Annotated in this window: 20 protein-coding genes; 9 read left to right on the plus strand and 11 right to left on the minus strand. The window is 71.7% G+C overall.

Features of this window, described 5'->3' with window-relative positions; all coding sequences use genetic code 11:
- The first annotated feature begins 45 nt into the window (after window positions 1–45).
- The 3 genes from ACZ7LS_RS10600 to ACZ7LS_RS10610 all read left to right on the plus strand — a co-directional run bounded on the left by ACZ7LS_RS10600 (window position 46) and on the right by ACZ7LS_RS10610 (window position 4,485).
- On the plus strand, window positions 46–816 hold the full coding sequence (locus tag ACZ7LS_RS10600) for a S1 family peptidase (protein ID WP_382524620.1): 771 nt from the start codon (window positions 46–48) through the stop codon (window positions 814–816).
- 300 nt (window positions 817–1,116) lie between these two features.
- Window positions 1,117–1,851 carry a GntR family transcriptional regulator gene (locus ACZ7LS_RS10605; protein WP_382665759.1) on the plus strand — a complete coding sequence of 245 codons (735 nt, stop codon included), beginning with the start codon at window positions 1,117–1,119 and terminating at the stop codon, window positions 1,849–1,851.
- A 435-nt stretch (window positions 1,852–2,286) separates the two neighbouring features.
- The gene (locus ACZ7LS_RS10610; RefSeq protein WP_385129212.1) at window positions 2,287–4,485 is read left to right on the plus strand and encodes a DUF8189 domain-containing protein; all 2,199 of its coding nucleotides are present in this window, start codon (window positions 2,287–2,289) and stop codon (window positions 4,483–4,485) included.
- Between the two features lie 205 nt (window positions 4,486–4,690).
- On the opposite strand, the gene ACZ7LS_RS10615 is transcribed toward ACZ7LS_RS10610, so the two are convergent.
- A complete protein-coding gene (locus ACZ7LS_RS10615) occupies window positions 4,691–5,266 on the minus strand; it encodes an isochorismatase family protein (protein WP_385129214.1) in 576 nt (191 codons plus the stop codon).
- 39 nt (window positions 5,267–5,305) lie between these two features.
- Here ACZ7LS_RS10615 and ACZ7LS_RS10620 point away from each other — a divergent pair, with 39 nt between their 5' ends.
- Window positions 5,306–5,539, plus strand: a complete 234-nt coding sequence (locus tag ACZ7LS_RS10620) for a hypothetical protein (RefSeq protein WP_382524613.1) — start codon at window positions 5,306–5,308, stop codon at window positions 5,537–5,539.
- Window positions 5,540–5,611: 72 nt separating this feature from the next.
- Here ACZ7LS_RS10620 and ACZ7LS_RS10625 read toward each other — a convergent pair whose 3' ends face one another.
- Window positions 5,612–6,847: a lactonase family protein gene (locus ACZ7LS_RS10625; RefSeq protein ID WP_385129216.1), complete on the minus strand. Its 1,236-nt coding sequence runs from the start codon at window positions 6,845–6,847 to the stop codon at window positions 5,612–5,614.
- Window positions 6,848–6,934: 87 nt separating this feature from the next.
- Here ACZ7LS_RS10625 and ACZ7LS_RS10630 point away from each other — a divergent pair, with 87 nt between their 5' ends.
- Together ACZ7LS_RS10630 and ACZ7LS_RS10635 are read left to right on the plus strand one after the other, a co-directional pair.
- Window positions 6,935–8,215, plus strand: coding sequence for a VWA domain-containing protein (locus tag ACZ7LS_RS10630; RefSeq protein ID WP_385129218.1), 1,281 nt, complete (start codon window positions 6,935–6,937; stop codon window positions 8,213–8,215).
- Window positions 8,215–9,081 carry a hypothetical protein gene (locus ACZ7LS_RS10635; RefSeq protein WP_385129220.1) on the plus strand — a complete coding sequence of 289 codons (867 nt, stop codon included), beginning with the start codon at window positions 8,215–8,217 and terminating at the stop codon, window positions 9,079–9,081. The genes ACZ7LS_RS10630 and ACZ7LS_RS10635 overlap by 1 nt, the downstream gene beginning before the upstream one ends.
- 133 nt (window positions 9,082–9,214) lie before the next feature.
- Here ACZ7LS_RS10635 and ACZ7LS_RS10640 read toward each other — a convergent pair whose 3' ends face one another.
- The 5 genes from ACZ7LS_RS10640 to ACZ7LS_RS10660 all read right to left on the minus strand — a co-directional run bounded on the left by ACZ7LS_RS10640 (window position 9,215) and on the right by ACZ7LS_RS10660 (window position 13,626).
- Window positions 9,215–9,730: an FBP domain-containing protein gene (locus tag ACZ7LS_RS10640; RefSeq protein WP_385129222.1), complete on the minus strand. Its 516-nt coding sequence runs from the start codon at window positions 9,728–9,730 to the stop codon at window positions 9,215–9,217.
- A gap of 150 nt (window positions 9,731–9,880) precedes the next feature.
- A complete protein-coding gene (gene lysA / locus ACZ7LS_RS10645; RefSeq protein WP_382523305.1) occupies window positions 9,881–11,212 on the minus strand; it encodes a diaminopimelate decarboxylase in 1,332 nt (443 codons plus the stop codon).
- Window positions 11,209–11,610, minus strand: coding sequence for an SAV_915 family protein (locus ACZ7LS_RS10650; protein ID WP_385129224.1), 402 nt, complete (start codon window positions 11,608–11,610; stop codon window positions 11,209–11,211). Before ACZ7LS_RS10650 ends, lysA begins: the two co-directional genes overlap by 4 nt.
- A 318-nt stretch (window positions 11,611–11,928) precedes the next feature.
- Window positions 11,929–12,573 (minus strand): LysE family translocator, encoded by a 645-nt coding sequence (locus ACZ7LS_RS10655; RefSeq protein WP_382523299.1) that lies wholly within the window; start codon window positions 12,571–12,573, stop codon window positions 11,929–11,931.
- 198 nt (window positions 12,574–12,771) lie between these two features.
- Window positions 12,772–13,626 carry a helix-turn-helix transcriptional regulator gene (locus ACZ7LS_RS10660; RefSeq protein ID WP_382523297.1) on the minus strand — a complete coding sequence of 285 codons (855 nt, stop codon included), beginning with the start codon at window positions 13,624–13,626 and terminating at the stop codon, window positions 12,772–12,774.
- 106 nt (window positions 13,627–13,732) lie between these two features.
- Between ACZ7LS_RS10660 and ACZ7LS_RS10665 the strand changes: the two genes are divergently transcribed.
- Entirely contained in the window at window positions 13,733–15,463 is a 1,731-nt protein-coding gene (locus ACZ7LS_RS10665; RefSeq protein WP_385129226.1) for an AMP-binding protein, read from the plus strand.
- Window positions 15,460–17,097: an AMP-binding protein gene (locus ACZ7LS_RS10670; RefSeq protein WP_385129228.1), complete on the plus strand. Its 1,638-nt coding sequence runs from the start codon at window positions 15,460–15,462 to the stop codon at window positions 17,095–17,097. The genes ACZ7LS_RS10665 and ACZ7LS_RS10670 overlap by 4 nt, the downstream gene beginning before the upstream one ends.
- A 76-nt stretch (window positions 17,098–17,173) precedes the next feature.
- On the opposite strand, the gene ACZ7LS_RS10675 is transcribed toward ACZ7LS_RS10670, so the two are convergent.
- Together ACZ7LS_RS10675 and ACZ7LS_RS10680 are read right to left on the minus strand one after the other, a co-directional pair.
- Window positions 17,174–17,680 carry a GNAT family N-acetyltransferase gene (locus ACZ7LS_RS10675; RefSeq protein ID WP_385129230.1) on the minus strand — a complete coding sequence of 169 codons (507 nt, stop codon included), beginning with the start codon at window positions 17,678–17,680 and terminating at the stop codon, window positions 17,174–17,176.
- Window positions 17,681–17,715: 35 nt separating this feature from the next.
- The gene (locus ACZ7LS_RS10680) at window positions 17,716–18,513 is read right to left on the minus strand and encodes a hypothetical protein (protein ID WP_385129232.1); all 798 of its coding nucleotides are present in this window, start codon (window positions 18,511–18,513) and stop codon (window positions 17,716–17,718) included.
- Window positions 18,514–18,765: 252 nt separating this feature from the next.
- Between ACZ7LS_RS10680 and gcl the strand changes: the two genes are divergently transcribed.
- On the plus strand, window positions 18,766–20,535 hold the full coding sequence (gene gcl, locus ACZ7LS_RS10685; protein WP_382523327.1) for a glyoxylate carboligase: 1,770 nt from the start codon (window positions 18,766–18,768) through the stop codon (window positions 20,533–20,535).
- Window positions 20,536–20,742: 207 nt separating this feature from the next.
- Here gcl and ACZ7LS_RS10690 read toward each other — a convergent pair whose 3' ends face one another.
- Together ACZ7LS_RS10690 and ACZ7LS_RS10695 are read right to left on the minus strand one after the other, a co-directional pair.
- Window positions 20,743–21,117, minus strand: coding sequence for a hypothetical protein (locus ACZ7LS_RS10690; RefSeq protein WP_385129234.1), 375 nt, complete (start codon window positions 21,115–21,117; stop codon window positions 20,743–20,745).
- 590 nt (window positions 21,118–21,707) lie between these two features.
- A complete protein-coding gene (locus tag ACZ7LS_RS10695) occupies window positions 21,708–22,598 on the minus strand; it encodes a 2-hydroxy-3-oxopropionate reductase (RefSeq protein ID WP_382523281.1) in 891 nt (296 codons plus the stop codon).
- Window positions 22,599–22,688: the final 90 nt, after the last annotated feature.

The following is a 22,688-nucleotide window of genomic DNA, read 5'->3' on the forward strand; positions in this document are numbered from 1 at the left end:
GGGTGATAACCGCATCTCGTTGGAACAACCCGGAGGAGGACTTCCATGTCGATTGTCCGCACCTTGGTGAGCGCGCCACACGCACGACGCCGGCGCCGCGGGGCGCTGGTCGTGAGTCTCGCGGCGGTGGCGGGAGTAATGGCCACGGCGACACCGAGCCAGGCCATCATCGGCGGCTCGTCCGTCCCCGCCGCCGAGTCCTGGATGGTATCGCTCTACGACGACAGCAGTGGGGGGTTCTGCGGGGGCACCCTGATAGACAGGCAGTGGGTCCTGACGGCCGCTCATTGTGTGGCGGTGGGCAGGGACATGAAGGACCTGCGGGTCCGGGTGGGGAGCAACAACAAAAGCGAGGGAGGAACCGTCGCCGACGTCTCGGACATTGTCGCGCACCCCTCCTGGGCGTTCTCCAACGGTGGGGGCGACGGGACCGATCTCGCGTTGCTGAAGCTCAAGCAGCCGGTCGACCAAAAGCCTCTGAAACTCAACAAGAAAAGCCCTGCGGTCGGCACCCCCGCACGCGCCCTCGGCTGGGGGAACATGTGCATTGACGACGACTGCTGGCCGGAGAAGCTCCAGGAGGTCACGCTTCCCGTCAGCGAGAAGCGCGACGGCAGGTTCGCGATCCAGGATAAAGAGTCCCGGGGCGTAGCACCTGGGGATTCAGGCGGTCCGCTCGTGGTGAAGGACAAGGGAGCCTGGCGGCTGGCGGGCGTCACCTCGAACGCACGGGAATTGGGCGACGGGGCTGGGGCCGAGTCCAACTTTACCGACGTCGCCCAATACCGAGACTGGATCAGCGAAATCATCCGCTGAAGTTCCTCGCCAAAGAAGTCGTGACGCGGGACCTGTCTGCACAGTCCCGCCTGCCCGGCGACGCCCGGCACGCACGCTCGCGGCGGTGTCGGGATCACCTCAGTACGTCCAGTACTGGGGTGATCCTCCGCCTTGCGATCGCCGCTCGGCGTCCGGAGGAGGAATCGGGCGCCGAGACGGAGAGAGCGCGGCGAACGCGGTGCACCGCCGCGACATCGTGCCGCTGCCGCGGCGGGCGCCGGGCCCGCCCTTCGGGCGAACGGCGCTACTTTCAAGGCAGGCCCTAGGATGGCGAGCGAGATGAACGGGAACGAGAGCAGCGCCCCGGCCGCCCCGGCCGTCGGGCGTAAGCCGGTAGTGCCTCGCCGGGCCCTCCGCGACGGCGTGTACGACGCGATTCTGGAGAGGCTGCTCGACGGTTCGACCCCGCACGGGAGTTCGCTCGGTATCGACTCCCTCGCCCGGGAGCTGGAGGTGTCGCCGACCCCGGTGCGCGAGGCGCTCGTCCAGCTCGAACATACCGGTCTGATCTCGCGGGTGGCGCTCAAGGGCTACCGCGTCGTCCCGCCGCTGTCACCGGAGCAGCTCGCGGAGCTGTTCGACCTGCGCGCGATCCTGGAGACCGCGGCGGTGGAGCGCGCGGTCTCCGGGACCGACGACCTGCTGCCCGAGTTGCGTGCCGCCCACGCCCGGCACGTGCTCCGCGCCCGTCGCGTACGGACGTCACGGGGTGCCCGGGGCCGGGTGCCCGGCTTCCCGGATCTGCGCGAGTGCTTCGCGGCGGACTGGGAGTTCCACCTCACGATCATCCGGGCCTCCGGCAACCGCTTCCTCCTCAGGACCGCCGAGTCCCTGAGCCCCCAGGTGCTGCGGCCGCGGCAGACGGCCCTTCCCTGCACGGCGGACATCGAGTCGGACGTGGACGAACACGCGGCGATCCTGGCGGCGTTCGAGTCGGGCGACCCCGGGCGTCCGGTCGTCGCCCTGCGCGAGCATCTGGCGGCGGGGGCGCGGCGCGTGTCCGCCGGCGGCTGACCCTCCTCACGGCCCGGCCCGCTCGCCGCCCACGCGCGGCCCGTTCACGGCACAGCGGTGGCCGCTTCCCCTTCTTCGTATATCCCATAGGATCTCCGATTTCCGGAGACGGCTGACCCATACCCCGCCCGGCGCGTATGGCCGCCGCCCGGGAACGCGCGGCGAAGGTGAGCGTTCCACACCGTTCGGCCCGCCGTGCCATTCGCGGCAATAGGGCTCGTGACCTGCCGCGTTGAGATCGCTGCCGCCCTTTCCCGGGTGCCGGCGGACCTTCACGAGACCTCCGGAACGTGTCTGCGTGAGGCGCTCTTCTTGACTGACGCTTGAGAACGTTCCCATAATCACCGAGCCCTATGGGAGCGCTCCCATAGGGCTCGGTGCGGCAGTCCCCCCGGTCCGGAGCGGACCCGCGTGACACGAGAAAAGGAATTGCCCGTGAGCAGAAACAGCGGAGCCACGCTGCGGCGTTCGACCGTCGCCGCCCTATCGATCGCCCTCGGGGCGTTATCGGTCCCTTCCGCGGTCGCGGGGACCGCCACGACCGACCAGAAGCCGATGGCGCCGGCACCCCGGTCCGCACAGGCCGCTCAGAACATCGGTCTGGGGTCATGGATGGAGCAGCTGAAAGGCACCATCGGTGACCGTCCGTTGAACCAGATCGTGATGCCGGGCAGCCATGACGCCGGAACGGCCGGTATCACCAAGGACAGCGGTATCTGCAGTTATGGCGATCAGGCCGAGGCGGCCAGGGTGTATCCCGCCCTGGCGGCGAGCATGGCGCGGTCGCAGACCGGCTCTCTCGCGGAGCAGCTGGAAGGCGGGTCCCGCTATCTTGACCTGCGGCTGTGCAAGCAGGGCGACAAGTGGTTCACCTTCCACGGCGGCCCGATGGGACGTCAGTTCTTCGACTCCTTCGCCGGGGCGCAGAGCGGCATCATCAAGGGCGAGATCAATGAGCTGGCCGACTGGATCAAGCGGCACCCCAAGGAAATCGTCATCATCAGGCTGCAGACAGCGGTGCCGCCGGAGACCGCGAAGGAGGTCAATCGCGCGGCGATAGCGGCCCTGGGTGGTGCCATCGGTGGTGGACCCCTCGACAACCCGGCGATCGCGGACGGAACGCTGAGCCCGGCCTCCACGTACAACCAGTTCATGGCCGCGGGCAAGAGCGTGGTCTTCATCGATGACACGGACAGCACCAGCTACCCGTGGGCATGGGGGCCGTCCGCCCAGTCCTTCCGCGGCAGCTACGTCGATGTGGGCCTCCTCGACCTGCTGCCGGAGCGTTTGTGGAGACATGGCGGTCCGGTCTCCGGAAGTACCGTCACGCAGAAGAACATCGAGGCCGTGCTCGCCCGTGGCGACAAGGTTTTCGAGCAGGCGCCGGGGGGAAACTCGGGGAAGTTCTTCGTATACGAAGGCATCCTCAATCCCACCGCCAACCTCCCGGACGCCGGCTTGGACGAGGTCTGGTCGACGATCAAGAACTTCGGTCAGACGGACCGGAACTTTCTGCTGAAGATCGGGCACGAGCTGAACCGGCAGATGCTGGACAAGTTCCGGAAGGACTGGAACCACACCAACGTCACCGACAACATGAACATCATCATGACCGATGACGTCAATATGAATGAGCCCGCCGTGCCAAGTGGCGAGCTTCAGCGGGAAATTATCTCCAAGAATCTCGGCCAGAAGGTAACTCCCCACACGTTCTACAACGCGACCCGCAAGACGGACGGTACGTGGAGCGCCCCGAGCCCGCTGAGCGGCGCCGGCAACTCGTTCCGCTTCGTCGGTTCCCGGCAGGCCGTGAGCGGGATGCCGAACGGCGACGTCCAGGTGCTCGGCATCGGACTCGACGGCAACATCTGGCACAACCTGCGCGGCAGAACAGGCACCTGGCAGGGGTGGAACGCCCTTCCGGCCGCCGACGGCACGAAGACCGGCTTTGCCGCCAAGGACATCGCCATCGCCGGTTTCCCCAACGGCGATGCCCAGATCGTGGCCGTCGGCAAGGATGGGCTCGCCTACCACAACGTCCGTCGCAATGACGGGAGTTGGCAGGGATGGCGGCACATGACGGGCACCGAGATCGAAGGCGTCCAGGCGTCCAAGGTCGCCGTGGCCGGCATGCCCGACGGCTCGGCCCACGTGGTGACGTACGGAGCCGACGGCACCATGCGCAGGGTCCTCCGCGCCGCCAACGGCTCCTGGGGTTCGTGGACTTCGGTACCGGGCGTCAACGCGTCGGGCTTCGTCGGACGAGCCCTGACGATCGCGGCCCTGCCCAACGGCGACACCCAGATCGCGGCGATCGGCAATGACGGCAACATCTGGCATACCATCCGGCTCGCCAAGGGCGGCTGGACCGGCTGGAACGGCCCGGCGGGCGTCTCCACCCCCATGATGGGAGCCTCGGAGATCTCCCTCACGAGCACGCCCGACGGCGACAGCCAGATGCTCGCCGTCGGACTCGACGGAAACGTGTACCACACCGTCCGCGCCCGTAACGGCGACTGGACACCGTTCCGGCCCGTCGGCGGCATCAAGGGCGCCGGGACACTCGCGGGCGATCAGGTGGGCATCGCGGGGATGCCCGACGGCTCCAGCCAGGTCATCCTGACCACACGCTGATCAGAACCCGCCGCATGCCGGGGCCCTTCAAACAGGTCCTGTCCGGCCCGCCAAGGCCGGCCGGACGGGACCTGGCCGCACCTCCGGCGGTGGCGGGCCCCGGTCAAGCGCTGGGACCGCGTCCCGGCTCGGGGGAGCTACCGGAAAGGGCTCGCGGTGCCATGCCTGTTCGCCGGACACCGCCCGGCCCGGCGGCCGGTGCGCGTCATGCCTGACAGGCCGCGGAGATCTGGCCGACCAGAACGGCGAACGGCATGTCGAGGGCGGTGTAGAGGGCACCGGATCCGGGTGCGGCGTTGTCCGCCAGCGCCTCGACCATGAGGGTGGCGTAGTCGGAGACGATGACACCCGCCTGCTGCATACGGAGCAGTCCGGCCTCCGGCTTGGCCTGGCTGAAGGTGCCGGAGGCGTCCAGGGTGACGTAGGCGTCGTACCCGGCGCCCGTGGCGGAGATCGCGGGCAGGGCCGCGCAGACCTCCAGCGATACCCCGGCGAAGATCAGTTTCTGCCGGCCGGTGGCCTCGATGGCGTGGCGGACCCGGTCGTCGTGCCAGGCGTTGACGCTGTCGCGGTCGATGATCTTCTGTCCGGCCGGCAGCGCCTGGACCAGCTCGGGAGTGGTCGGCCCCCACATGCTGCCGGCCGCGGTGGTGGTGACGACCAGCGGGATGCCCAGCACGGTCGCCGCTCGGGCCAGCGCCACCACGTTGTGCTTCAGGTCGGCGACCGGGATGTCCCGGACCCCGGAGAGAAGCCCCACCTGATGGTCGACCAGCACCACTGCCGCGTTGTCCCGGGTGATCGACGCAAACCCGATCCCGTGGACCGCCGGGCGAAACTCATCCACCCCACCGAACGCGGCCTGCTCCAGATGGAGGCCGCCGCCTCCATCATGCGATCCATCGAGGAACGCCATGCGCGGGCGCTGGGCGAGCAGGAGTACAAAGCCTTCAAGGCCGCTCTTCGGCGCGTGGCCGCACTCCGGCAGGAGAGCGGGCACGGCGGCCAGGGCACCGGGGCCGGCCCGGCCGGCCCGTCCGGTGAGGCCGGCTGAGACCGGCTGAGACCGGTCGGGCCGACGCGGGTGCCGGGCCGGAGAAGGGCGCCCGGCACCAGCCGGCTTCTCTCAGAGCGGCAGCGCGCAGACCGCCACCGGCGACCGGAACGGCGCGCCCGCCGGGCGCAGTTCGCCGCTGTCCGGGTCGACATGGAAGACCGTCACCGAGTTCGAGCGCTGATTCGCGGCGAACAGCAGGTTCCCGGCGGGGGAGAGGGCGAGCTGCCGGGGGAAGTCACCGCCGACCGGCACGGTGTCGAGCAGCCGCAGCCTCGCGCCGGACGCCTCGACGGCGTACCGCGTCAGACTGTTGTGGCCGCGGTTGGCGAGATACGCGAAGGCTCCGTCGCCGGTGACCACCAGCTGGGCCGGGAAGTTGCCGCCCGCCTGCCCCGCGCCGGTGGACTGCGGCTCGCCAGGGGTGAGTTCACCGGTCGCGGGGTCGTACGCGCAGACGACGACGGTGTTGTCCAGCTCGTTGGCGAGATAGGCGAACGCGCCCGACGGGTGGAAGGCGAGATGGCGCGGGCCCGCGCCGGGCCGCAGCCGCGCGTACGAGACCTGGGCCAGCGTTCCGGCCGAGGTGTCGAGGCGGTACGTATAGACGGTGTCGTTGCCCAGGTCGACCGCGACCACATGGCCGCCGTCCGGCGTGGTGAGGATCTGGTGGGCGTGCGGCCCCTGCTGTCCGGGGCCCGGCGGCGGCGCGGAGTGCGTGACCAGGTCCGTACGCTCGCCCAGCGCGCCGGAGGCCCCGATGGGGTGGACGGCGACGCTGCCGGAGGTGTAGTTGGCGCTCAGCAGCCAGCCCCCGCCGGGGTGCACCGACAGATGGGTGGGCCCGGCGCCGCCCGTGGCGCGCGTACCCAGCACGGTCGGGCTCCCGCCCCCGGCCCCGGGCAGGGCGATCGCCGTGACGCCGCCGTCCTGTTGCTCATTGACGGTGTAGAGCGTGGTGCCGTCCGGGTGGACGGCGAGATACGAGGGGTTGGCGACGCCGGTGACCGTACCGGCGCCCGAGATCGCGCCCGTCCCCGTGTCGTACGTCGCCAGGCCGACACCGGTGCCGCCGCCCGCGGCCGAGGTGTACGTCCCGAGGAACAGCGGCCGGGAGGCGGCGCGCGGGCGGGTGGGCGCGGGGGCCGGGGCGGAGACGGGGGCGGCGGCGGAAGGAGCGGACGCCGCCGTGACGACCGCGGCGGCGAGCGCTCCCGTGCCCAGGAAGCGGCGGCGGTTCAGACCGCGCCGCTCCGGCGCGTCCGCGGATCCGGTGAATCGTTCGGACGGTTCGGTGTTCCCGTGCATGACGTCACCTCGGGGGGTCGGAAAAGAAGTTGACGCTACGTCAGTTCCTTTTTGGTCCGGTGGGGGAAGTCTCACTATCATCCGGCGATGATCATAAGTAAATGGCCGGCAGCCGCCGTGTGCGGTCTGGTGGCCACCCTGGCCGTAGGGCTCTTCCCTCCCGCCGCTGCCGCCGCCGACGAACCCAGCGGGAAACCGGCCCCGAAGGTCGATCTCGTCCTCGACGTCAGCGGCTCCATGCGGACCCGCGACATCGACGGTCAGTCCCGGATGACAGCCGCGAAACAAGCGTTCAACGAGGTGCTCGACGCGGTTCCGCGGGAAGTGGAACTGGGCATCCGCACCCTCGGCGCCGACTACCCGGGCAAGGACACCAAGGTCGGCTGCAAGGACACCAGGCAGCTCTACCCGGTGGGGCCGCTGGACCGTACCGAGGCGAAGACCGCGGTCGCCACCCTCGCCCCCACCGGCTGGACGCCCATCGGCCCCGCACTCCTCGGCGCGGCCGACGACCTGGAGGGCGACGACGACGCCACCCGGCGCATCGTCCTCATCACCGACGGCGAGGACACCTGTGCCCCGCTCGACCCCTGCGAGGTCGCGCGCGAGATCGCGGCCAAGGGCATCCATCTCACCATCGACACCCTGGGCCTCGTCCCCGACGACAAGACCCGGCGGCAGCTGACCTGTATCGCCGAGGCCACCGGCGGCACCTTCACCTCCGTCCAGCACACCGATGAACTCTCCCGCCGCGTCACGCAGTTGGTGGACCGCGCCGCCGACCCGGTCGTCACCCCGGTGGCCACCGAGGGCGCCGCGCGCTGCGCCGACGCCCCGCGGATCGCGCCCGGTCTCTACAGCGACCGCGAGATGTTCTCCGAGCACCGCTGGTACCGCGTGGACGTGCTGCCCGGCCAGGAGCTGCGCGCCTCCGTCAGCGTCGGCGCCGACCGCGCCGTCAACCGCGACTACGGCGTGCTGCTGCGCGCCGTGACCGTACACGGCAGGGAGATCGTCCGCGGCTCGGAATCGGGCGACGGACGCACCGACGTGATCTCGTCGGGGCTGCGCTACCCGAAGCCGCCGCTCGACGACGCGGACGAGGACGACGTGAAGCCGGCCGCCGAGACGGTCTGTCTCCAGGTCAGCAACGCCTTCTCCGCGCCCGCCTCCGTCAAGACCACCCCCGGCCTGCCCGTCGAGCTGACCGTCGACCTCGTCGACTCGCCCGACGAGCCGTCCGACATCGCCGCGTTCGGTCTCGGCCGCGGCTGGTGGCTGCTCGGCACCCTGGCCCTCACCGGACTCGTCGCCGGACTGCTCTGGGGCTGGCTCTCGCGCCTGCGTCTCGTATGGAGGAGCAACTGATGCGTATCACCGGTATGTTCACGGGTGCCCTGCTGGCCGGTGTGCTGCTTCTCGGCACGGCGGGCGGCGCCGCCGCCGACCAGACCCCGACGCCCACCGGCAGCTCGGACGGCTCCGACACCGCCGGGGCGCCGACCGAGGCGGGGACCTCGTTCCGTACGGCCACCGCGTTCCGGCCGGGCCAGCGGGCCACGGCCGACGGTTCCTCGGGCGACTACCTGTACTGGGTGTTCCCCGCGGACGCCGGGCAGCGCCCGACCGTCACGGCGAAGGTCACGCTCCCCGAGTCCGCCGCGGCCAGGAAGGGCGCGACGACCTGGCAGGTGGACGTCTACGACGGACTGCGCCGCCGCCAGCCGTGCGTGTACGGCGCCCAGACCAGGGCGCTCGCGGCCGACGCGCGCACGGTCGAGCTGCGGTGCACGCTGCGCACCGTACGGGCCTGGGCGGAGCCGTGGTCCAACGATCCGCTGCCGGGCAGCTACTACGTACGGCTGACCGTCCTGAACGCGCAGGAGGTGGACCTCGGGCTGCCGGTACGGGCGGAGATCGAGGCCGCCACGCCCGACAAGGGCGGGGCCTCGGCGGTCGGCGGCCGGCTGGCCGTCCCGCTGACCCCGGGCCGTACCACGGTCGCGGCGGCCGGCGACGGAGACGGGACCGGGACCGGCGGCGACAGCGCTCCTGGCGACGGCGCGCGGTGGGCGGCCTCCGGCGTCGAGCCCGAGGACGGCTGGTCCTCCGGCTGGTGGACGGACCGCTGGATCTGGACCGTGGCCGGTGGTGTGCTCGGCGCGCTCGCGGGCATCGCCGGCTACACCCTCGCGCGCCCGTCCCGCCGCCCGGCGGGGCCGGGCGGAGCCTGAGAGACGGGCCCCGTACGGCGCCGGGGGATACGGCGCGCGTGCGGCGATGAGCGGGTGCGGCGGGGCGGTCAGGGGGAGACCCGGGCCGCCCCGCCGTACCCGTACCGCGGCACGGGTACGGCGGGGTACGCCGTCAGGCCGCGGTCGTCCGCGCGCTCTCGTACAGCTTGTCCAGGAAGCGGTCCAGATTCGTCCGGGCCCTGGCCAGCCGCTCCTCCAGCGTGAGCGACTCCTCCAGCCGGCGGCCGAGGGACTTCCTCCTGCCCCGGACGTACAGAGGGCACGCCAGGTCCGCGCACATGTACATCCCGACGGAATCGCCCTGCCGGCCGGCGGCGCCGACCTTGGGCGCGGTCATCAGGTCCGTCCCGGAGGCGGCGTGCGGAGTGACACAGATCGAGCAGATGCTCGACTTGAGGAAATTCTTCTGCCCGGACGACGCGCCACGCAGCGTGATCCCCACCCACGCGCCCGCGCGCTCCGTCACGAGATAGCCGCGGTCGGGAGCCCCGGGATCGCGCCAGCCCAGGAAGTCGAGATCGGCCCAGGGCAGCTCGGACAGCTCCCGGGGGAGGTTCATTCTGCGGGCTTCGCCCTTGGAACAGTTGACGAACGATCCGCGGATCTCGTCCTCGGTGAGCGGCTTCATGGTCCGGAAGCTAACAAACCGGGCATCCGCGTGTCGCCGGATTTTTCACCCGTACGGGTGGGAACGCGCGGGCACCGCGGACAGAAACCGTCCGCGGTGCCCGCGCGCCCGCCCGCTTCCGCTGCCCCGCGCGCGGCGGGCGGAGGTGTCTCAGAGGCCGACGTCCCGGGCGCGCAGGTCGTCGAAGTTCTCCCGGCGCACCAGCAGCCGCGATCTCCCCCCGGCGACCGCCACCACCGGCGGGCGGCCCGTCATGTTGTAGCCCGACGCCATCGACACCTGGTACGCCCCGGCGGCGGGCACCGCCAGTACGTCCCCCGGCCTGATGTCCTCCGGCAGCTCCACCGATTCCGCGAGCACATCGCCCGCCTCGCAGTGCCGGCCGACGACCGTCGCCGTGCGCATCGGCGCGTCGGACGCGCGGCCCACCCGGCGGACCGTGTACCGCGCCCCGTACAGCGCCGGCCGCGGGTTGTCGCTCATCCCGCCGTCGACGGCGACGAAGACGCGCCCGGCGGTGCGCTTCACCGACAGCACCCGGTAGAGGGCGATCCCGGCCGGGGCGATGACCGAGCGGCCCGGTTCCACGGTCAGGCGCGGGACCGGCAGACCGTGCTCGGCGCAGGCGCTCGCCAGCGTGCCGGTGATCAGGCCGCCGTACTCCGCGGGCGCGGGAGCCGGATCGCCCGGCAGATACGCGACCGCGAAACCGCCGCCCAGGTCCAGTTCGGGCAGCGTCACCCCGTATCGGTCGCGGAGGGCGGACATGAACGCCACCAGCCGCCGTACCGCCTCGGCGTACGGGCCCGGCTCGGTGATCTGGGAGCCCAGATGGCAGTGCAGGCCCACGAGTTCGAGCCGGGGCTGACCGAGGACGCGCGCGATCGTGTCCTCCGCGCTTCCGTCCGCGAGGGACAGCCCGAACTTCTGGCCGTCGGCTCCCGTACGGATCTTGGGGTGCGCGCCCGCCTCGATTCCGGGCAGTACGCGCACCATCACCTGCTGGGCGTCCGGCCCCCGCACCTGCGCCGCCAGCCGGGCCGTCTCGCAGGCCGAGTCGATGACGACACGACCGACACCGAGGCGCAGCGCGGTCCTCAGGTCCTGCGGGGATTTGGCGTTGCCGTGCAGCACGATCCGCTCGGGCGGGAAACCGCGCGTGGCCGCCAGCTCCAGTTCGCCCGCTGAGCAGACGTCGAGGCCGAGGCCCTCCTGCTCCATCCAGTCGACGACGGCGCGGCACAGGAACGCCTTGGCGGCGTAGACGACGTCGGCGTCGGGCAGCGCCTGCCGCCAGGCCCGCGCACGGGCCCGTACCTCCTCCTCGTCCAGGACATAGGTGGGGGTTCCATAGCGCTCGGCCAGTTCCGCGAGGGACACTCCGGACACCGCGATATCGCCGCCGGGGGCCAGGGCCGCGGACGCGGGCCAGACCGTCGGTGTGTTCAACTCGCTGACCAGCAGCAGGGGTTCGGCGGTCATACGGCCATCGCCTCCGGCATCTCCAGGGCGCGCCTGGCACAGGGCCCGGCCGGCGCGGGCCGCCCGCCGATGGCGGGTGCGGTCAGCTGCGGGTCCACGGTGACAAGGGCCGCGCCGAGCGGTTCCGCGAGCGCGCGCAGCGCGGGCTCCGCGAGCCTGATCCATGCCTGCCCCTCACCGAGGACGGCCGTCAGCCGCGGGCTGCTGGTGAAACCGATCGCGGTCCGCGCGCCGAGCGGCGTGCGCGCGAACCGCAGCTGGTGGCCGCCGGCCGAGCCGAGCCGTACGGGTACGTACAGCGGCCGGGCCGTCCGGGGTTCGTCGGGGTCGGCGTCGGGGTCCGCGGCCGGGGCGGGGTCCGAACCGCCGTCCGCGTCCTCGGAAATGAGGGGCTTCATGGTTTCCTCCCAGGGGAGTCGATCGCTGTCTGACCCGTCGGGGCAGCGCGTGCGCTCCGACACCTGGAAGCTATGCCCCGGACGGGGCGAAAAGGCCTGGCCATAACGCGGCGTTGACCTGGGGAGACCTCATCTTGACGCGATCCTGGCGCTGGGCCCCGCCGGACCGGACCGGACCGCATCGCATCGCGCCGCACCGGAGTGTGCCGGTCGCGGTGACAGCCCCCGGACCCACCCGGCCCACCGGCTCCCGGATCCACCCGGCCCCCGGCCCACCGGCCCCCGGATCCGTCCGGCCCCGCCCGATCCGTTCGACCCTCAGTCCGCGCGGCCCGTCATCGCGACCGTCACGCCGAGCCCGATCATCGCGCAGCCGCCCGCGCCGCCCACCGCCGACAGCCGGCGCTCCGAGCGGGCGAACCAGCTCCGCGCCGCCGCCGCGCCCAGCCCCCACAGCGTGTCCGTGACCAGACCGATGGCGATCGGTACCAGCCCGAGCAGCAGCATCTGTACGGGAAGGTGGCCCGCGGAGTGGTCCACGAACTGCGGCAGCACGGCGGCGAAGAACACCACGCCCTTCGGATTGGTGATCCCCACGACGAAGCCGTCCCCGACGGTGCGGAGATCACCGCGCGCCGGGCCCGCGGGTGCCGACATGGCCGAGGCGCGCATGTCCTTGCGGTGCCGGAACGCCTGCACGCCCAGGAACACCAGATAGGCCGCGCCCGCCAGCTTCACCGCGAGGAAGATGGTCACCGACCGTTCGACGAGCGCGCCGATCCCCAGCGCGACCGCCACCACCAGGGCGTACGAACCGATCACATTGCCCAGCACCGTCGCCATCGCCGTGCGCCGGCCGTGCGCCAGCGCGCGGCCGATCACGAACAGCACGCTGGGCCCCGGGATCACGATCACCAGCAGGGACATCGCGGCGAATGCCAGGAACCGGTCCGTGGACACCATGTCAGTACCTCCAGTCGCATATGCGGGCACAGTCTGACGGGAAGGCCGGGGACGGCGCCAGGCCCGTGCGGTGAGCGTCCGCGAAGCGGAGCCCGGAGCGGCGCGGTGGAGGCCGCTGACCGGGCGGTCAGGTTCGCCCGGCGCGGTGGAGGCCGGTGGTCGGGGCGGCGGGCCCGCCCGGCGCGGTGGCGGTGACGGTCAGGGCAGCAGGCCCGCCCGGCGCGCGGCCACCACGGCCTCCAGCCGGGTGTGTGCCCCCAGCTTCCGCATCGCCGCGCGCAAATACCCCTTCACCGTCTCCGGCCGCAGCCCGAGCAGTTCGGCCGCCACGGCGTTGGTCGACCCCGACGCCACACAGGTCAGGACGTCCACCTCGCGCGGCGCCAGCGCGACCGGCGTACGACGCGGCGCGCCGCCCGCCGGGCCGGAGGCGCCCCCCGGGTCCGACGCGCCCGCCAGGCGCCCGCAGACGCCGAGCAGTTCCGCGCGCAGTTCCGCGTCGACGACGCGCGGCGCCAGCGCCCGCAGATCGCTGTGGGCCGCGCGGACCTCCTCCCAGGCCGCGGGGCCCGGCGTGGGCTCGCGGCTGACATCGAGCAGCCGCCGCACCTCGTCCCGTACGACCAGCGCCTGTTCCACGTCCCGCGCGGCGGCGACCGCCGCGTCGAAGGTGCGCTCGCCGATCGGCAGGGCGCTGCGCAGGGCTCCGTACAGCACCCCGCGCACCTCGCGCCGTACGACCACCGGCACCGCGAGCACGGAGCGCAGGCCCTCCGCCGCCACCGCCGCGTCGTATTCATGGCTGATGTGCCGCGCCTCGCGGTAGTCGGTCACCGCGCACGGCCGGGACAGCGCGATGGACTTGCCGCCCAGGCCGTTGCCGGCGGAGATCCCCAGGCCGCGCAGCGCGCCCGTCGACGCGCCGTTCAGCTCGGCGATGTTCAGCCGTCCCGCCTCGTGCAGCAGCCCGCCGAACGCCACCGGCAGCCCGGTCGTCCTGCGCAGCCGCAGCAGCGCGGCCCGCATCTCCGCCGCCTCGACCGGCTCGGCCACACCTCTTCCTTCCGTCGCCACCGTCCCTCACCCCCCATCCGGGGGTGGTGAGATCCACGTCACTGATTACACGATGGCAGAGAGCGTCCGGCAATGAGGAGGACACATGACGGCTAGGAAGCCGAGGGCGGCCGATGTCACGGCCGATCCGACCGAGCGGTTCCGGGCGGCCCGGGACTTCCTCCTGGCGCACCGGGAGGACTACGCGACGGCGTACGCGGGCTTCGACTGGCCGCGTCCCGAGCGTTTCAACTGGGCGCTGGACTGGTTCGACCGGATCGCCGAAGGCACGGACGGGCGGGGGAACGACCGGGTCGCCCTGCATATCGTCGAGGAGGACGGCCGCCGTGTCAGCCTCACCTTCGCCGAGCTGTCCGCCCGCTCCAACCGCGCCGCCAACTGGCTGCGCGAGCAGGGCGTACGGGCCGAGGACCGCGTCGTCGTCATGCTCGGCAACCAGGTCGAGCTGTGGGAGACCGCGCTCGCCGCGATGAAGCTGCGGGCCGTCGTCATCCCCGCCACCCCGCTGCTCGGCCCCGCCGATCTGCGCGACCGTATCGAACGCGGCCGGGCCGCGCATGTGATCGTCCGCGCCGAGGACACCGGGAAGTTCGACGCGATCCCGGGCGGCTTCACCAGGATCGTGGTGGGCGCGGGCCCGGCGGGCGTCCCGGCGGGCTGGTCCTCGTACGAGGAGGCGTACGACCGGTCCGCCGTCTTCGAGCCGGACGGCGCCACCCACGCGAACGATCCGCTGATGCTGTACTTCACCTCCGGCACGACCGCCCGCCCCAAACTGGTCGAGCACACGCATGTCTCGTATCCGATCGGCCATCTCGCGACGATGTACTGGATCGGGCTCAAGCCGGGCGACGTCCATCTGAACATCGCCTCACCGGGCTGGGCCAAGCACGCCTGGTCGAACCTCTTCGCCCCCTGGAACGCCGAGGCGACCGTCTTCGTCCACAACTACACGCGCTTCGACGCGGCGAGGCTGATGGCGGAGATGGACGGGGCGGGCGTCACCAGCTTCTGCGCCCCGCCCACGGTCTGGCGGATGCTCATCCAGGCCGATCTGACCCAGCTGCGTACGCCGCCGCGCGAGGCCGTCGCGGCGGGCGAGCCGCTCAACCCGGAGGTCATCGAGACGGTACGGCGCGCGTGGGGCGTGACGATCAGGGACGGCTTCGGCCAGACCGAGACGGCCGTGCAGGTCGCCAACTCGCCCGGCCAGCCGGTCACGACCGGGTCCATGGGACGGCCGACGCCCGGCTTCAAGGTCGAACTGCTCGACCCGGTCACCGGCGCGCCCGGCGCGCGGGAGGGCGAGATCGCGCTCGATCTCTCGGCCCGTCCGGTCGGCCTGATGACGGGCTACCACGGTGACCCCGACCGTACGGCCGAGGCGATGGCCGGCGGCTACTACCGGACCGGTGACATCGGCGCGCGCGACGCGGACGGCTACATCACCTACATCGGCCGCAGCGACGACGTGTTCAAGGCGAGCGATTACAAGATCTCGCCGTTCGAGCTGGAGAGCGCGCTGCTGGAGCACGAGGCCGTCGCCGAGGCCGCGGTCGTCCCCGCGCCCGATCCGGTACGGCTCGCCGTGCCGAAGGCGTATGTCGTCCTCGCCGAGGGCTGGGAGCCGGGCCCCGACACGGCCAAGGTCATCTTCGCCCACTCGCGGGCGGTCCTCGCGCCGTACAAGCGCGTGCGCCGGCTGGAGTTCGCCGAACTGCCCAAGACCGTGTCCGGGAAGATCCGCCGCATCGAACTGCGGGAGCGTACGGCCCGGGGATCCGGCGCCGAGTACGACGAGGGGGACCTGCGATGACGACGGAGAGCGCCGCGACCGTGAACTCGTACACACACGGCACCGGTACGACCCCGCTGCTCGGCGACACGATCGGCGCCAACCTCGACCGGGCGATCGCCGCCTACCCCGACCGGGAGGCGCTGGTCGACGTCCCCTCCCAACGGCGCTGGACGTACGCGGAGTTCGGCGCGGCGGTCGGCGAACTGGCGCGGGCGCTGCTCGGGCGCGGTGTGGCGAAGGGCGACCGGGTCGGGATCTGGGCGGTCAACTGCCCCGAGTGGCTGCTCGTGCAGTACGCGACCGCCCGGATCGGCGCGATCATGGTGAACATCAACCCGGCCTATCGCGCGCACGAGGTGGAGTTCGTGCTCCGCCAGTCCGGGATCTCCCTGCTCGTCGCCTCGCTCGCCCACCGGAACAGCGACTACCGCGCCCTCGTCGAGGAGGTCCGGGCGCGCTGTCCCGACCTGCGCTCCGTGCACTACATCGGTGACCCGAGCTGGCATGAACTGCTCGCCACCGCAGGCCAGGTGACGGAGGATCAGCTCGCCGGGCGCGAGGCCACGCTGTCCTGCGACGACCCGGTCAACATCCAGTACACCTCGGGCACCACCGGCTTTCCCAAGGGCGCCACCCTCTCCCACCACAACATCCTCAACAACGGCTATTTCGTGGGCGAGACGGTCGGCTACACGGAACAGGACCGCGTCTGTCTGCCGGTGCCCTTCTACCACTGCTTCGGCATGGTCATGGGCAACCTCGGCGTCACCTCCCACGGCGCGTGCGTGGTCATCCCGGCGCCGTCGTTCGAGGCCGTGGCGACACTGCGCGCCGTCGAGCGGGAGCGCTGCACCTCGCTGTACGGCGTCCCCACGATGTTCATCGCGGAGCTGAACCTCCCCGACTTCGCCTCGTACGATCTCTCCTCGCTGCGCACCGGCATCATGGCGGGCTCGCCCTGCCCGGTGGAGGTGATGAAGCGCGTCGTCAGCGAGATGAACATGGCCGAGGTCTCCATCTGTTACGGCATGACCGAGACCTCACCGGTCTCCACCCAGACCCGGCGCGACGACGATCTGGAACGCCGTACGGGCACGGTCGGCCGGGCCCTGCCGCATATCGAGGTCAAGGTGATCGACCCGGTCAGCGGGGTGACACTGCCGCGCGGCACGGCGGGCGAGCTGTGCACCCGGGGCTACAGCGTGATGCTCGGCTACTGGAACGAGCCCGAGCGTACGGCCGAGGTCATCGACGCCGGCCGCTGGATGCACACCGGCGATCTGGCGGTGATACGGGAGGACGGCTACGCCCAGATCGTCGGCCGGATCAAGGACATGATCATCAGGGGCGGCGAGAACGTCTCTCCCCGGGAGATCGAGGAGTTCCTGTACGGCCACCCGAAGGTCGCGGACGTGCAGGTGGTCGGAGTCCCCGACGAGAAGTACGGGGAGGAGATCCTGGCCTGCGTGATCCCCCGCGACCCGGCCGATCCGCCGGCCCTGGCGGACATCGTGGCGTACTGCCGGGAACGGCTCGCGCACTACAAGATCCCGCGCCGGGTGGAGATCCTGGCCGAGTTCCCGATGACGGTGAGCGGGAAGGTGCGCAAGATCGAGCTGCGCGAGCGGTTCTCGGCGCCTTCGGGGGCCTGACCGTCTTTTCCGTGGACCCGTGGACCCGTGGACCCGTGCGCCCGCGTCTCCGCGTGTCCGTGTGTACACGCGTACGTCAGAGCGTGCGCCGCATGCAGACGCGCGGCCAGCGGCCCAGACCGTGTCCGGCCTCCGTACGGCGGATCTCCCGCAGCCCGTCGGAGAGTTCGTCGTCCGCGAGGGTACGGAAGCCGAGCCGCGCGTAGTACGGGGCATTCCAGGGGACCTCGGCGAACGTCGTGAGGGTGAGGGCCGGCAGTCCCGCGTGTACGGACCGCTCGGCGAGATGCCCGAGGAGCGCACGGCCGAGGCCCCGGCGGGCGGTGTCCGGGTGGACCGAGACCTGTTCGACGTGGGCCGCCCGGTCGACGGTGTCGTGGAGCAGATACGCGACGGGCCGGCCGGTCCCGTCGTCCGTCACCCAGGCGCGGCCCGCCCGCCGGTAGCCCTCCAGCAGATCGAGTGCGGGCGGCGCGTCATCGGCGATCGCGGCCATCCCCAGCGCGCGGAACGGTTCGCCCGCCGCCCGTTCGATGTCCTGGAGAAGGGGGAGGTCGGCGGGGGCGGCGGGACGAATGAGCATGAAGTGATTATGAGCGCGGCCTGTCCCCGCCGCTCCTACGGGTGGTGCGCCCCGGTCGAGACCAGCTCGTCCGCCGGGCCGTTGACGGGCTGGGGCGCGCCCGTGAGGTCGAGTACGAAGAGCGGGAGGCCGAGAGCGTCCGCGCGGGCGCGGGCGTCGTCCGCGTACCCCGCGAGGGAGAAGTAGACGCTCGTCGCCGACGCGTTCATGCCGGTGAGCCAGAGGCATTCGACGGAGCGCAGGGAGGCCGGGCCGGTGGTCGGGTCGACCTGGGCGACCACATCGGGTCCGCGCAGACCGGTGCCGGGCGTGCTGATGCCGGGCGCGGGCGGCTCCCCGGACTCGACGACGCTCTTGAAGCCGAGCCAGCGCAGATAGAGCGCGGCCGTGGTCACCGCGTCACGGGCCGTACGGATCGTCACGGGGCGGAAGGCGGGGCGCGGCGCGGTGGCGGTGCGGGGCAGCGGGATACGCGCGGGGTGCTCGGGGACGGGTCGTTCCGACGCGGACTGCTCGGGCACGGATCGTTCGGACGCGGGCCGCGCGGGGACCTCGGGCTCGGGAGCGGGCTCCCCGGCCGTCGCCGGCTCGGCTGCGACCGGCGCGGGTGTCGCCGGCTCGGGTGCCGTCGGCTCCACCACGATCCGCAGCATCGCTCCGCACGGACAGCCCAGCTCCGGCCGTGGCCACTGGCCCTCACGCGCGCAGGCCGTACAGCGGACCGTCACCCACTCGTCCGCCCAGGCGCGCCGGGTGACCGTCTCCACCGGAGCGCTCCCGGCCAGAGTCGGCGCCACCGGGGCGCCGCACGCGCACGGATAGACCTGCGCCATCAACGTATGGCGGCTGCCGCACGACGGACAGCACACCGAAACGCCCTCTCCCATCCCGACCTCCCCGTTCATCGTCCACCAAGGGCGGCCCGTGGGCGAGGGCCTTCGGCGATCCCTTGACGCCGTACCGCGAGGACCTTAGATTTGATTCCGGATAGTAGAACTAAACTTCCGCATCACGGAATTAGTGCTCTCAGGTGGCGCGACAGAGCCCTGATCCGCCGGCCGAAGCAGGAGCACTTCATGCCTCGAATGACCGCCGCCCGAGCGGCAGTTGAGATCCTCAAGCGCGAAGGCGTCCGCAACGCGTTCGGTGTGCCGGGCGCCGCGATCAACCCCTTCTACGCCGCCCTCAAGGCCGCGGGCGGGGTGCATCACACCCTCGCCCGCCATGTCGAGGGCGCCTCGCACATGGCCGAGGGCTACACCCGTACGCACCCGGGCAACATCGGCGTCTGCGTCGGTACGTCCGGGCCCGCGGGCACCGACATGATCACCGGCCTGTACTCCGCGATCGGCGACTCCATCCCGATCCTGTGCATCACCGGCCAGGCCCCGACCGCGGTGATCCACAAGGAGGACTTCCAGGCCGTCGACATCGCCTCGATCGCGCGGCCGGTCACCAAGGCCGCGACGACCGTCCTGGAAGCCGCGCAGGTCCCCGGCGTCTTCCAGCAGGCGTTCCACCTCATGCGCTCGGGGCGCCCCGGGCCGGTCCTCATCGATCTGCCGATCGATGTCCAGCTCACCGAGATCGAGTTCGACCCCGAGACCTATGAGCCACTGCCGGTCTTCCAGCCGGCCGCCACACGCGCGCAGGTCGCGAAGGCACTCAGGATGCTGAACGCGTCCGAGCGCCCGCTGATCGTCGCCGGAGGCGGTGTCATCAACGCCGACGCCGCCGACCTGCTGGTCGAGTTCGCCGAACTCACCGGCACACCGGTCGTGCCGACCCTGATGGGCTGGGGCGTCATCGCCGACGACCACGAGCTGAACGCCGGCATGGTGGGGCTCCAGACCTCGCACCGCTACGGCAACGCCACGTTCCTGGAGTCCGACTTCGTCCTCGGCATCGGCAACCGCTGGGCCAACCGCCACACGGGCAAGCTCGATGTCTACACACGCGGACGCACCTTCGTCCATGTCGACATCGAGCCCACCCAGATCGGCAAGATCTTCGCCCCGGACTACGGCATCGCCTCGGACGCCAGGGCCGCGCTCACGCTCTTCGTCGAGGTGGCGAAGGAACTGAAGGCCGCGGGCGAACTGCCCGACCGCGCCGCGTGGGCCGCCTCCGCGCGGGAACGCAAGGCCACGCTGCACCGGCGTACCCACTTCGACAACGTGCCGCTCAAGCCGCAGCGCGTGTACGAGGAGATGAACCGCGCCTTCGGTCCCGAGACCCGGTACGTCACCACCATCGGCCTCTCCCAGATCGCCGGCGCGCAGATGCTGCATGTCTACAAGCCGCGCCACTGGATCAACTGCGGCCAGGCCGGCCCGCTGGGCTGGACCATCCCCGCCGCGCTGGGAGTGGCCACCGCCGATCCCGAGGCCACGGTCGTGGCGCTCTCCGGCGACTACGACTTCCAGTTCATGCTCGAAGAGCTGGCGGTCGGCGCGCAGCACCGCATCCCGTATGTGCATGTGCTGGTGAACAACGCGTATCTGGGTCTGATCCGCCAGGCCCAGCGCAACTTCGACATCGACTTCCAGGTCAACCTGGAGTTCGAGAACCTCAACTCGCCGGAGCTGGGCGTCTACGGCGTCGACCATGTGAAGGTCGCCGAGGGCCTGGGCTGCAAGGCGATCCGGGTGACCGAGCCCGACCAGCTGCTGCCGGCCTTCGAGCAGGCGAAGAAGCTGGCCGCGGAGTTCCGTGTCCCCGTGATCGTCGAGGCGATCCTCGAACGCGTCACCAATATCTCGATGAGCGGCACCGACATCGCGAGCGTGAACGAGTTCGAGGACCTCGCCACCGAGCCGTGGCACGCGCCCACGGAGATCCTGCCGCTGACCTGACCCTGACCCGGCGGCAGCGAGGGCCTCGGCACCGGAGCGATCCGGCGCCGAGGCCCTCTGCCGCGTCCGCCGCCGCGCGGGGACGGCCTCGCATGAGCGTTTTCTACGGGCCACGGGGACCGCCGTGCCCGGGGCGGCACGGGCCTATACGGGCCCTGCGGGCCGATGCGGGCCGTACGGCCGGTGGGCGCCGTCCGGCCGGTACGGTCACCCGCCGCAGCCACCGCATCCGCCGCCGCATCCCCCGCCGCCGTCGCCCCCACAGCCCCCGGAGTCCGACCCGGACTTGCCCTTCGGCTCCGGTTCCTTCGTGCCCGAAGAGTGCGCACCGGGGGAGCCGTCGGCCCACCAGCTGTGGCCGCTCTCCCCGGCCCCGGCCCCGGCGTCCGGTCCCGCCGGTTCCGCCGGTTCCGCGTCCGTGGTGAATCCGCTCATCACCACCAGCAGCACGCCCCCGAGGACGCCGAGCCAGACCGGTCCGGAGGCCCCCGCGCCGGAAACGGCGTAGCCGAGCCCGGCGACGAACGCCCCGATCCCCGAGAAGCCGAGCACGGGAGCGGCCTTCCGCCACAGTGTCTTCACCGCCACAGTGTCCGCCCGGTACCGGGCACGCGAAAGAGCGTGGAGCACGGGAATCGTCCGTACTCCACGCTGTGCGCGGGGCGTTGAAGGGCAAGGGGGCAGGGGGCAGGGGCGCAGGGAGGGGAGGTGAGGGGAGGGGAGGTCGGGACCGCGGCGGCGGCGACGGGAGACGCGCGGCCCTTCCCTCAGGCCGGGAAGGACCGCCGTTCCCTTCACCACCGCACTGGCTCGCGCGCCGCCGCGGTCCCTTCGCTGCCCGTACCGCCGGCCACCCCTCATACGGGGCCGGTGGTACGGGACGACGCACGGGAGCTGACCTCCCGTCATCTCCCGTGCATGGCTTGTCGGTTCTCGCGCGCTGTGCGGACCGTGTCCTCGGCGCGCCGGCCGTCCCCCCGGTCCGCCGTGTGGGCGCCGGGGGATGGGTTCCGGGCGGCGGCGACGCTTGGGCGCGACAGGACAGGTGTCAGCGCCACCGCTGCCCGGAGATCAAGGGGAGCCGGAAAGTCGTAGATCCGGAAAGTCGTCGACCGTACCCGAGCACCCGAGCAGCCGAGCGACCGAGCGACAGAGCAGCCGGGTTGCCGGGCTCAGACGTCGGCGCCGGAGAGGCGCTCGACCGAGCGCAGCAGCGCGGAGTGGTCGAGCCCGCCGTCGCCCTGCGCGCGCAGGGAGGCGACGAGTTGGGCCACCACGGCGCCCACGGGGAGCGCGGCGCCCACATTGCGGGCGGCGTCGGTCACGATGCCCATGTCCTTGTGGTGCAGATCGATCCGGAAGCCCGGCTTGAAGTCGCGGTTGAGGAAGTTGTCCTTCTTGCGGGTCAGTACGGTCGAACCGGCCAGCCCGCCGTTGAGGACGTCCAGCGCGGCCGCGAGGTCCACGCCGGACTTCTCCAGGAAGACCACGGCCTCGGCGCACGCCTGGATGTTCACGGCCACGATCAGCTGGTTGGCGGCCTTCACGGTCTGGCCCGAGCCGTGCGGCCCGCACAGCACGATGGTCTTGCCGAGCGCGTCCAGCAGCGGCTTGGCCTCGTCGAAGTCGGCCTGTTCGCCGCCGACCATGATGGAGAGGACCGCCTCGATGGCGCCCGCCTCGCCGCCGGAGACCGGGGCGTCCAGGACGCGGATGCCCTTCTCGGCCGCGTTCTTCGCGAGGTCCACCGAGGTCTGCGGAGTGATGGACGACATGTCGATCAGCAGCGCGCCGGACCGGGCGTTCGCGAGGATGCCGTTCTCTCCGTACGCGATGGCCTCGACCTGCGGGGAGGCGGGCACCATCGTGACGATCACATCGGCGTCCCGTACCGCCTCGGCGATCGAGCCCGCGGCCGTACCACCGGCCGCGGCCAGCCGGTCCAGCTTGTCGCGCTCCAGCGTGAAGCCGGTCACGGAGTAGCCGGCCTTGATCAGGTTCTCGGACATGGGGGAGCCCATGATGCCGAGACCGATCCACGCGATCGTGGGGAGATTACTCATCAGGGTGCCTCTTTCGATACCCGCGCACAGCACAACACGCGCGTGAATACGGTCGGTTTCGGCGGGCCGGCGGGCCGGGGCCCGGGCCCT

The sequence above is a fragment of the Streptomyces sp. NPDC039430 genome, assembly GCF_055639435.1.

Coding starts and splice junctions, on each gene's coding strand:
- ACZ7LS_RS10670 (WP_385129228.1), top strand. CDS start 15,460: ATGACGACGGAGAGCGCCGCGACCGTGAACTCGTACACACACGGCACC.
- ACZ7LS_RS10655 (WP_382523299.1), bottom strand. CDS start 12,573: ATGGTGTCCACGGACCGGTTCCTGGCATTCGCCGCGATGTCCCTGCTG.
- ACZ7LS_RS10665 (WP_385129226.1), top strand. CDS start 13,733: ATGACGGCTAGGAAGCCGAGGGCGGCCGATGTCACGGCCGATCCGACC.
- ACZ7LS_RS10625 (WP_385129216.1), bottom strand. CDS start 6,847: ATGCACGGGAACACCGAACCGTCCGAACGATTCACCGGATCCGCGGAC.
- ACZ7LS_RS10635 (WP_385129220.1), top strand. CDS start 8,215: ATGCGTATCACCGGTATGTTCACGGGTGCCCTGCTGGCCGGTGTGCTG.
- ACZ7LS_RS10600 (WP_382524620.1), top strand. CDS start 46: ATGTCGATTGTCCGCACCTTGGTGAGCGCGCCACACGCACGACGCCGG.
- gcl (WP_382523327.1), top strand. CDS start 18,766: ATGACCGCCGCCCGAGCGGCAGTTGAGATCCTCAAGCGCGAAGGCGTC.
- lysA (WP_382523305.1), bottom strand. CDS start 11,212: ATGACCGCCGAACCCCTGCTGCTGGTCAGCGAGTTGAACACACCGACG.
- ACZ7LS_RS10695 (WP_382523281.1), bottom strand. CDS start 22,598: ATGAGTAATCTCCCCACGATCGCGTGGATCGGTCTCGGCATCATGGGC.
- ACZ7LS_RS10640 (WP_385129222.1), bottom strand. CDS start 9,730: ATGAAGCCGCTCACCGAGGACGAGATCCGCGGATCGTTCGTCAACTGT.
- ACZ7LS_RS10630 (WP_385129218.1), top strand. CDS start 6,935: ATGATCATAAGTAAATGGCCGGCAGCCGCCGTGTGCGGTCTGGTGGCC.
- ACZ7LS_RS10650 (WP_385129224.1), bottom strand. CDS start 11,610: ATGAAGCCCCTCATTTCCGAGGACGCGGACGGCGGTTCGGACCCCGCC.
- ACZ7LS_RS10680 (WP_385129232.1), bottom strand. CDS start 18,513: ATGGCGCAGGTCTATCCGTGCGCGTGCGGCGCCCCGGTGGCGCCGACT.
- ACZ7LS_RS10605 (WP_382665759.1), top strand. CDS start 1,117: ATGAACGGGAACGAGAGCAGCGCCCCGGCCGCCCCGGCCGTCGGGCGT.
- ACZ7LS_RS10675 (WP_385129230.1), bottom strand. CDS start 17,680: ATGCTCATTCGTCCCGCCGCCCCCGCCGACCTCCCCCTTCTCCAGGAC.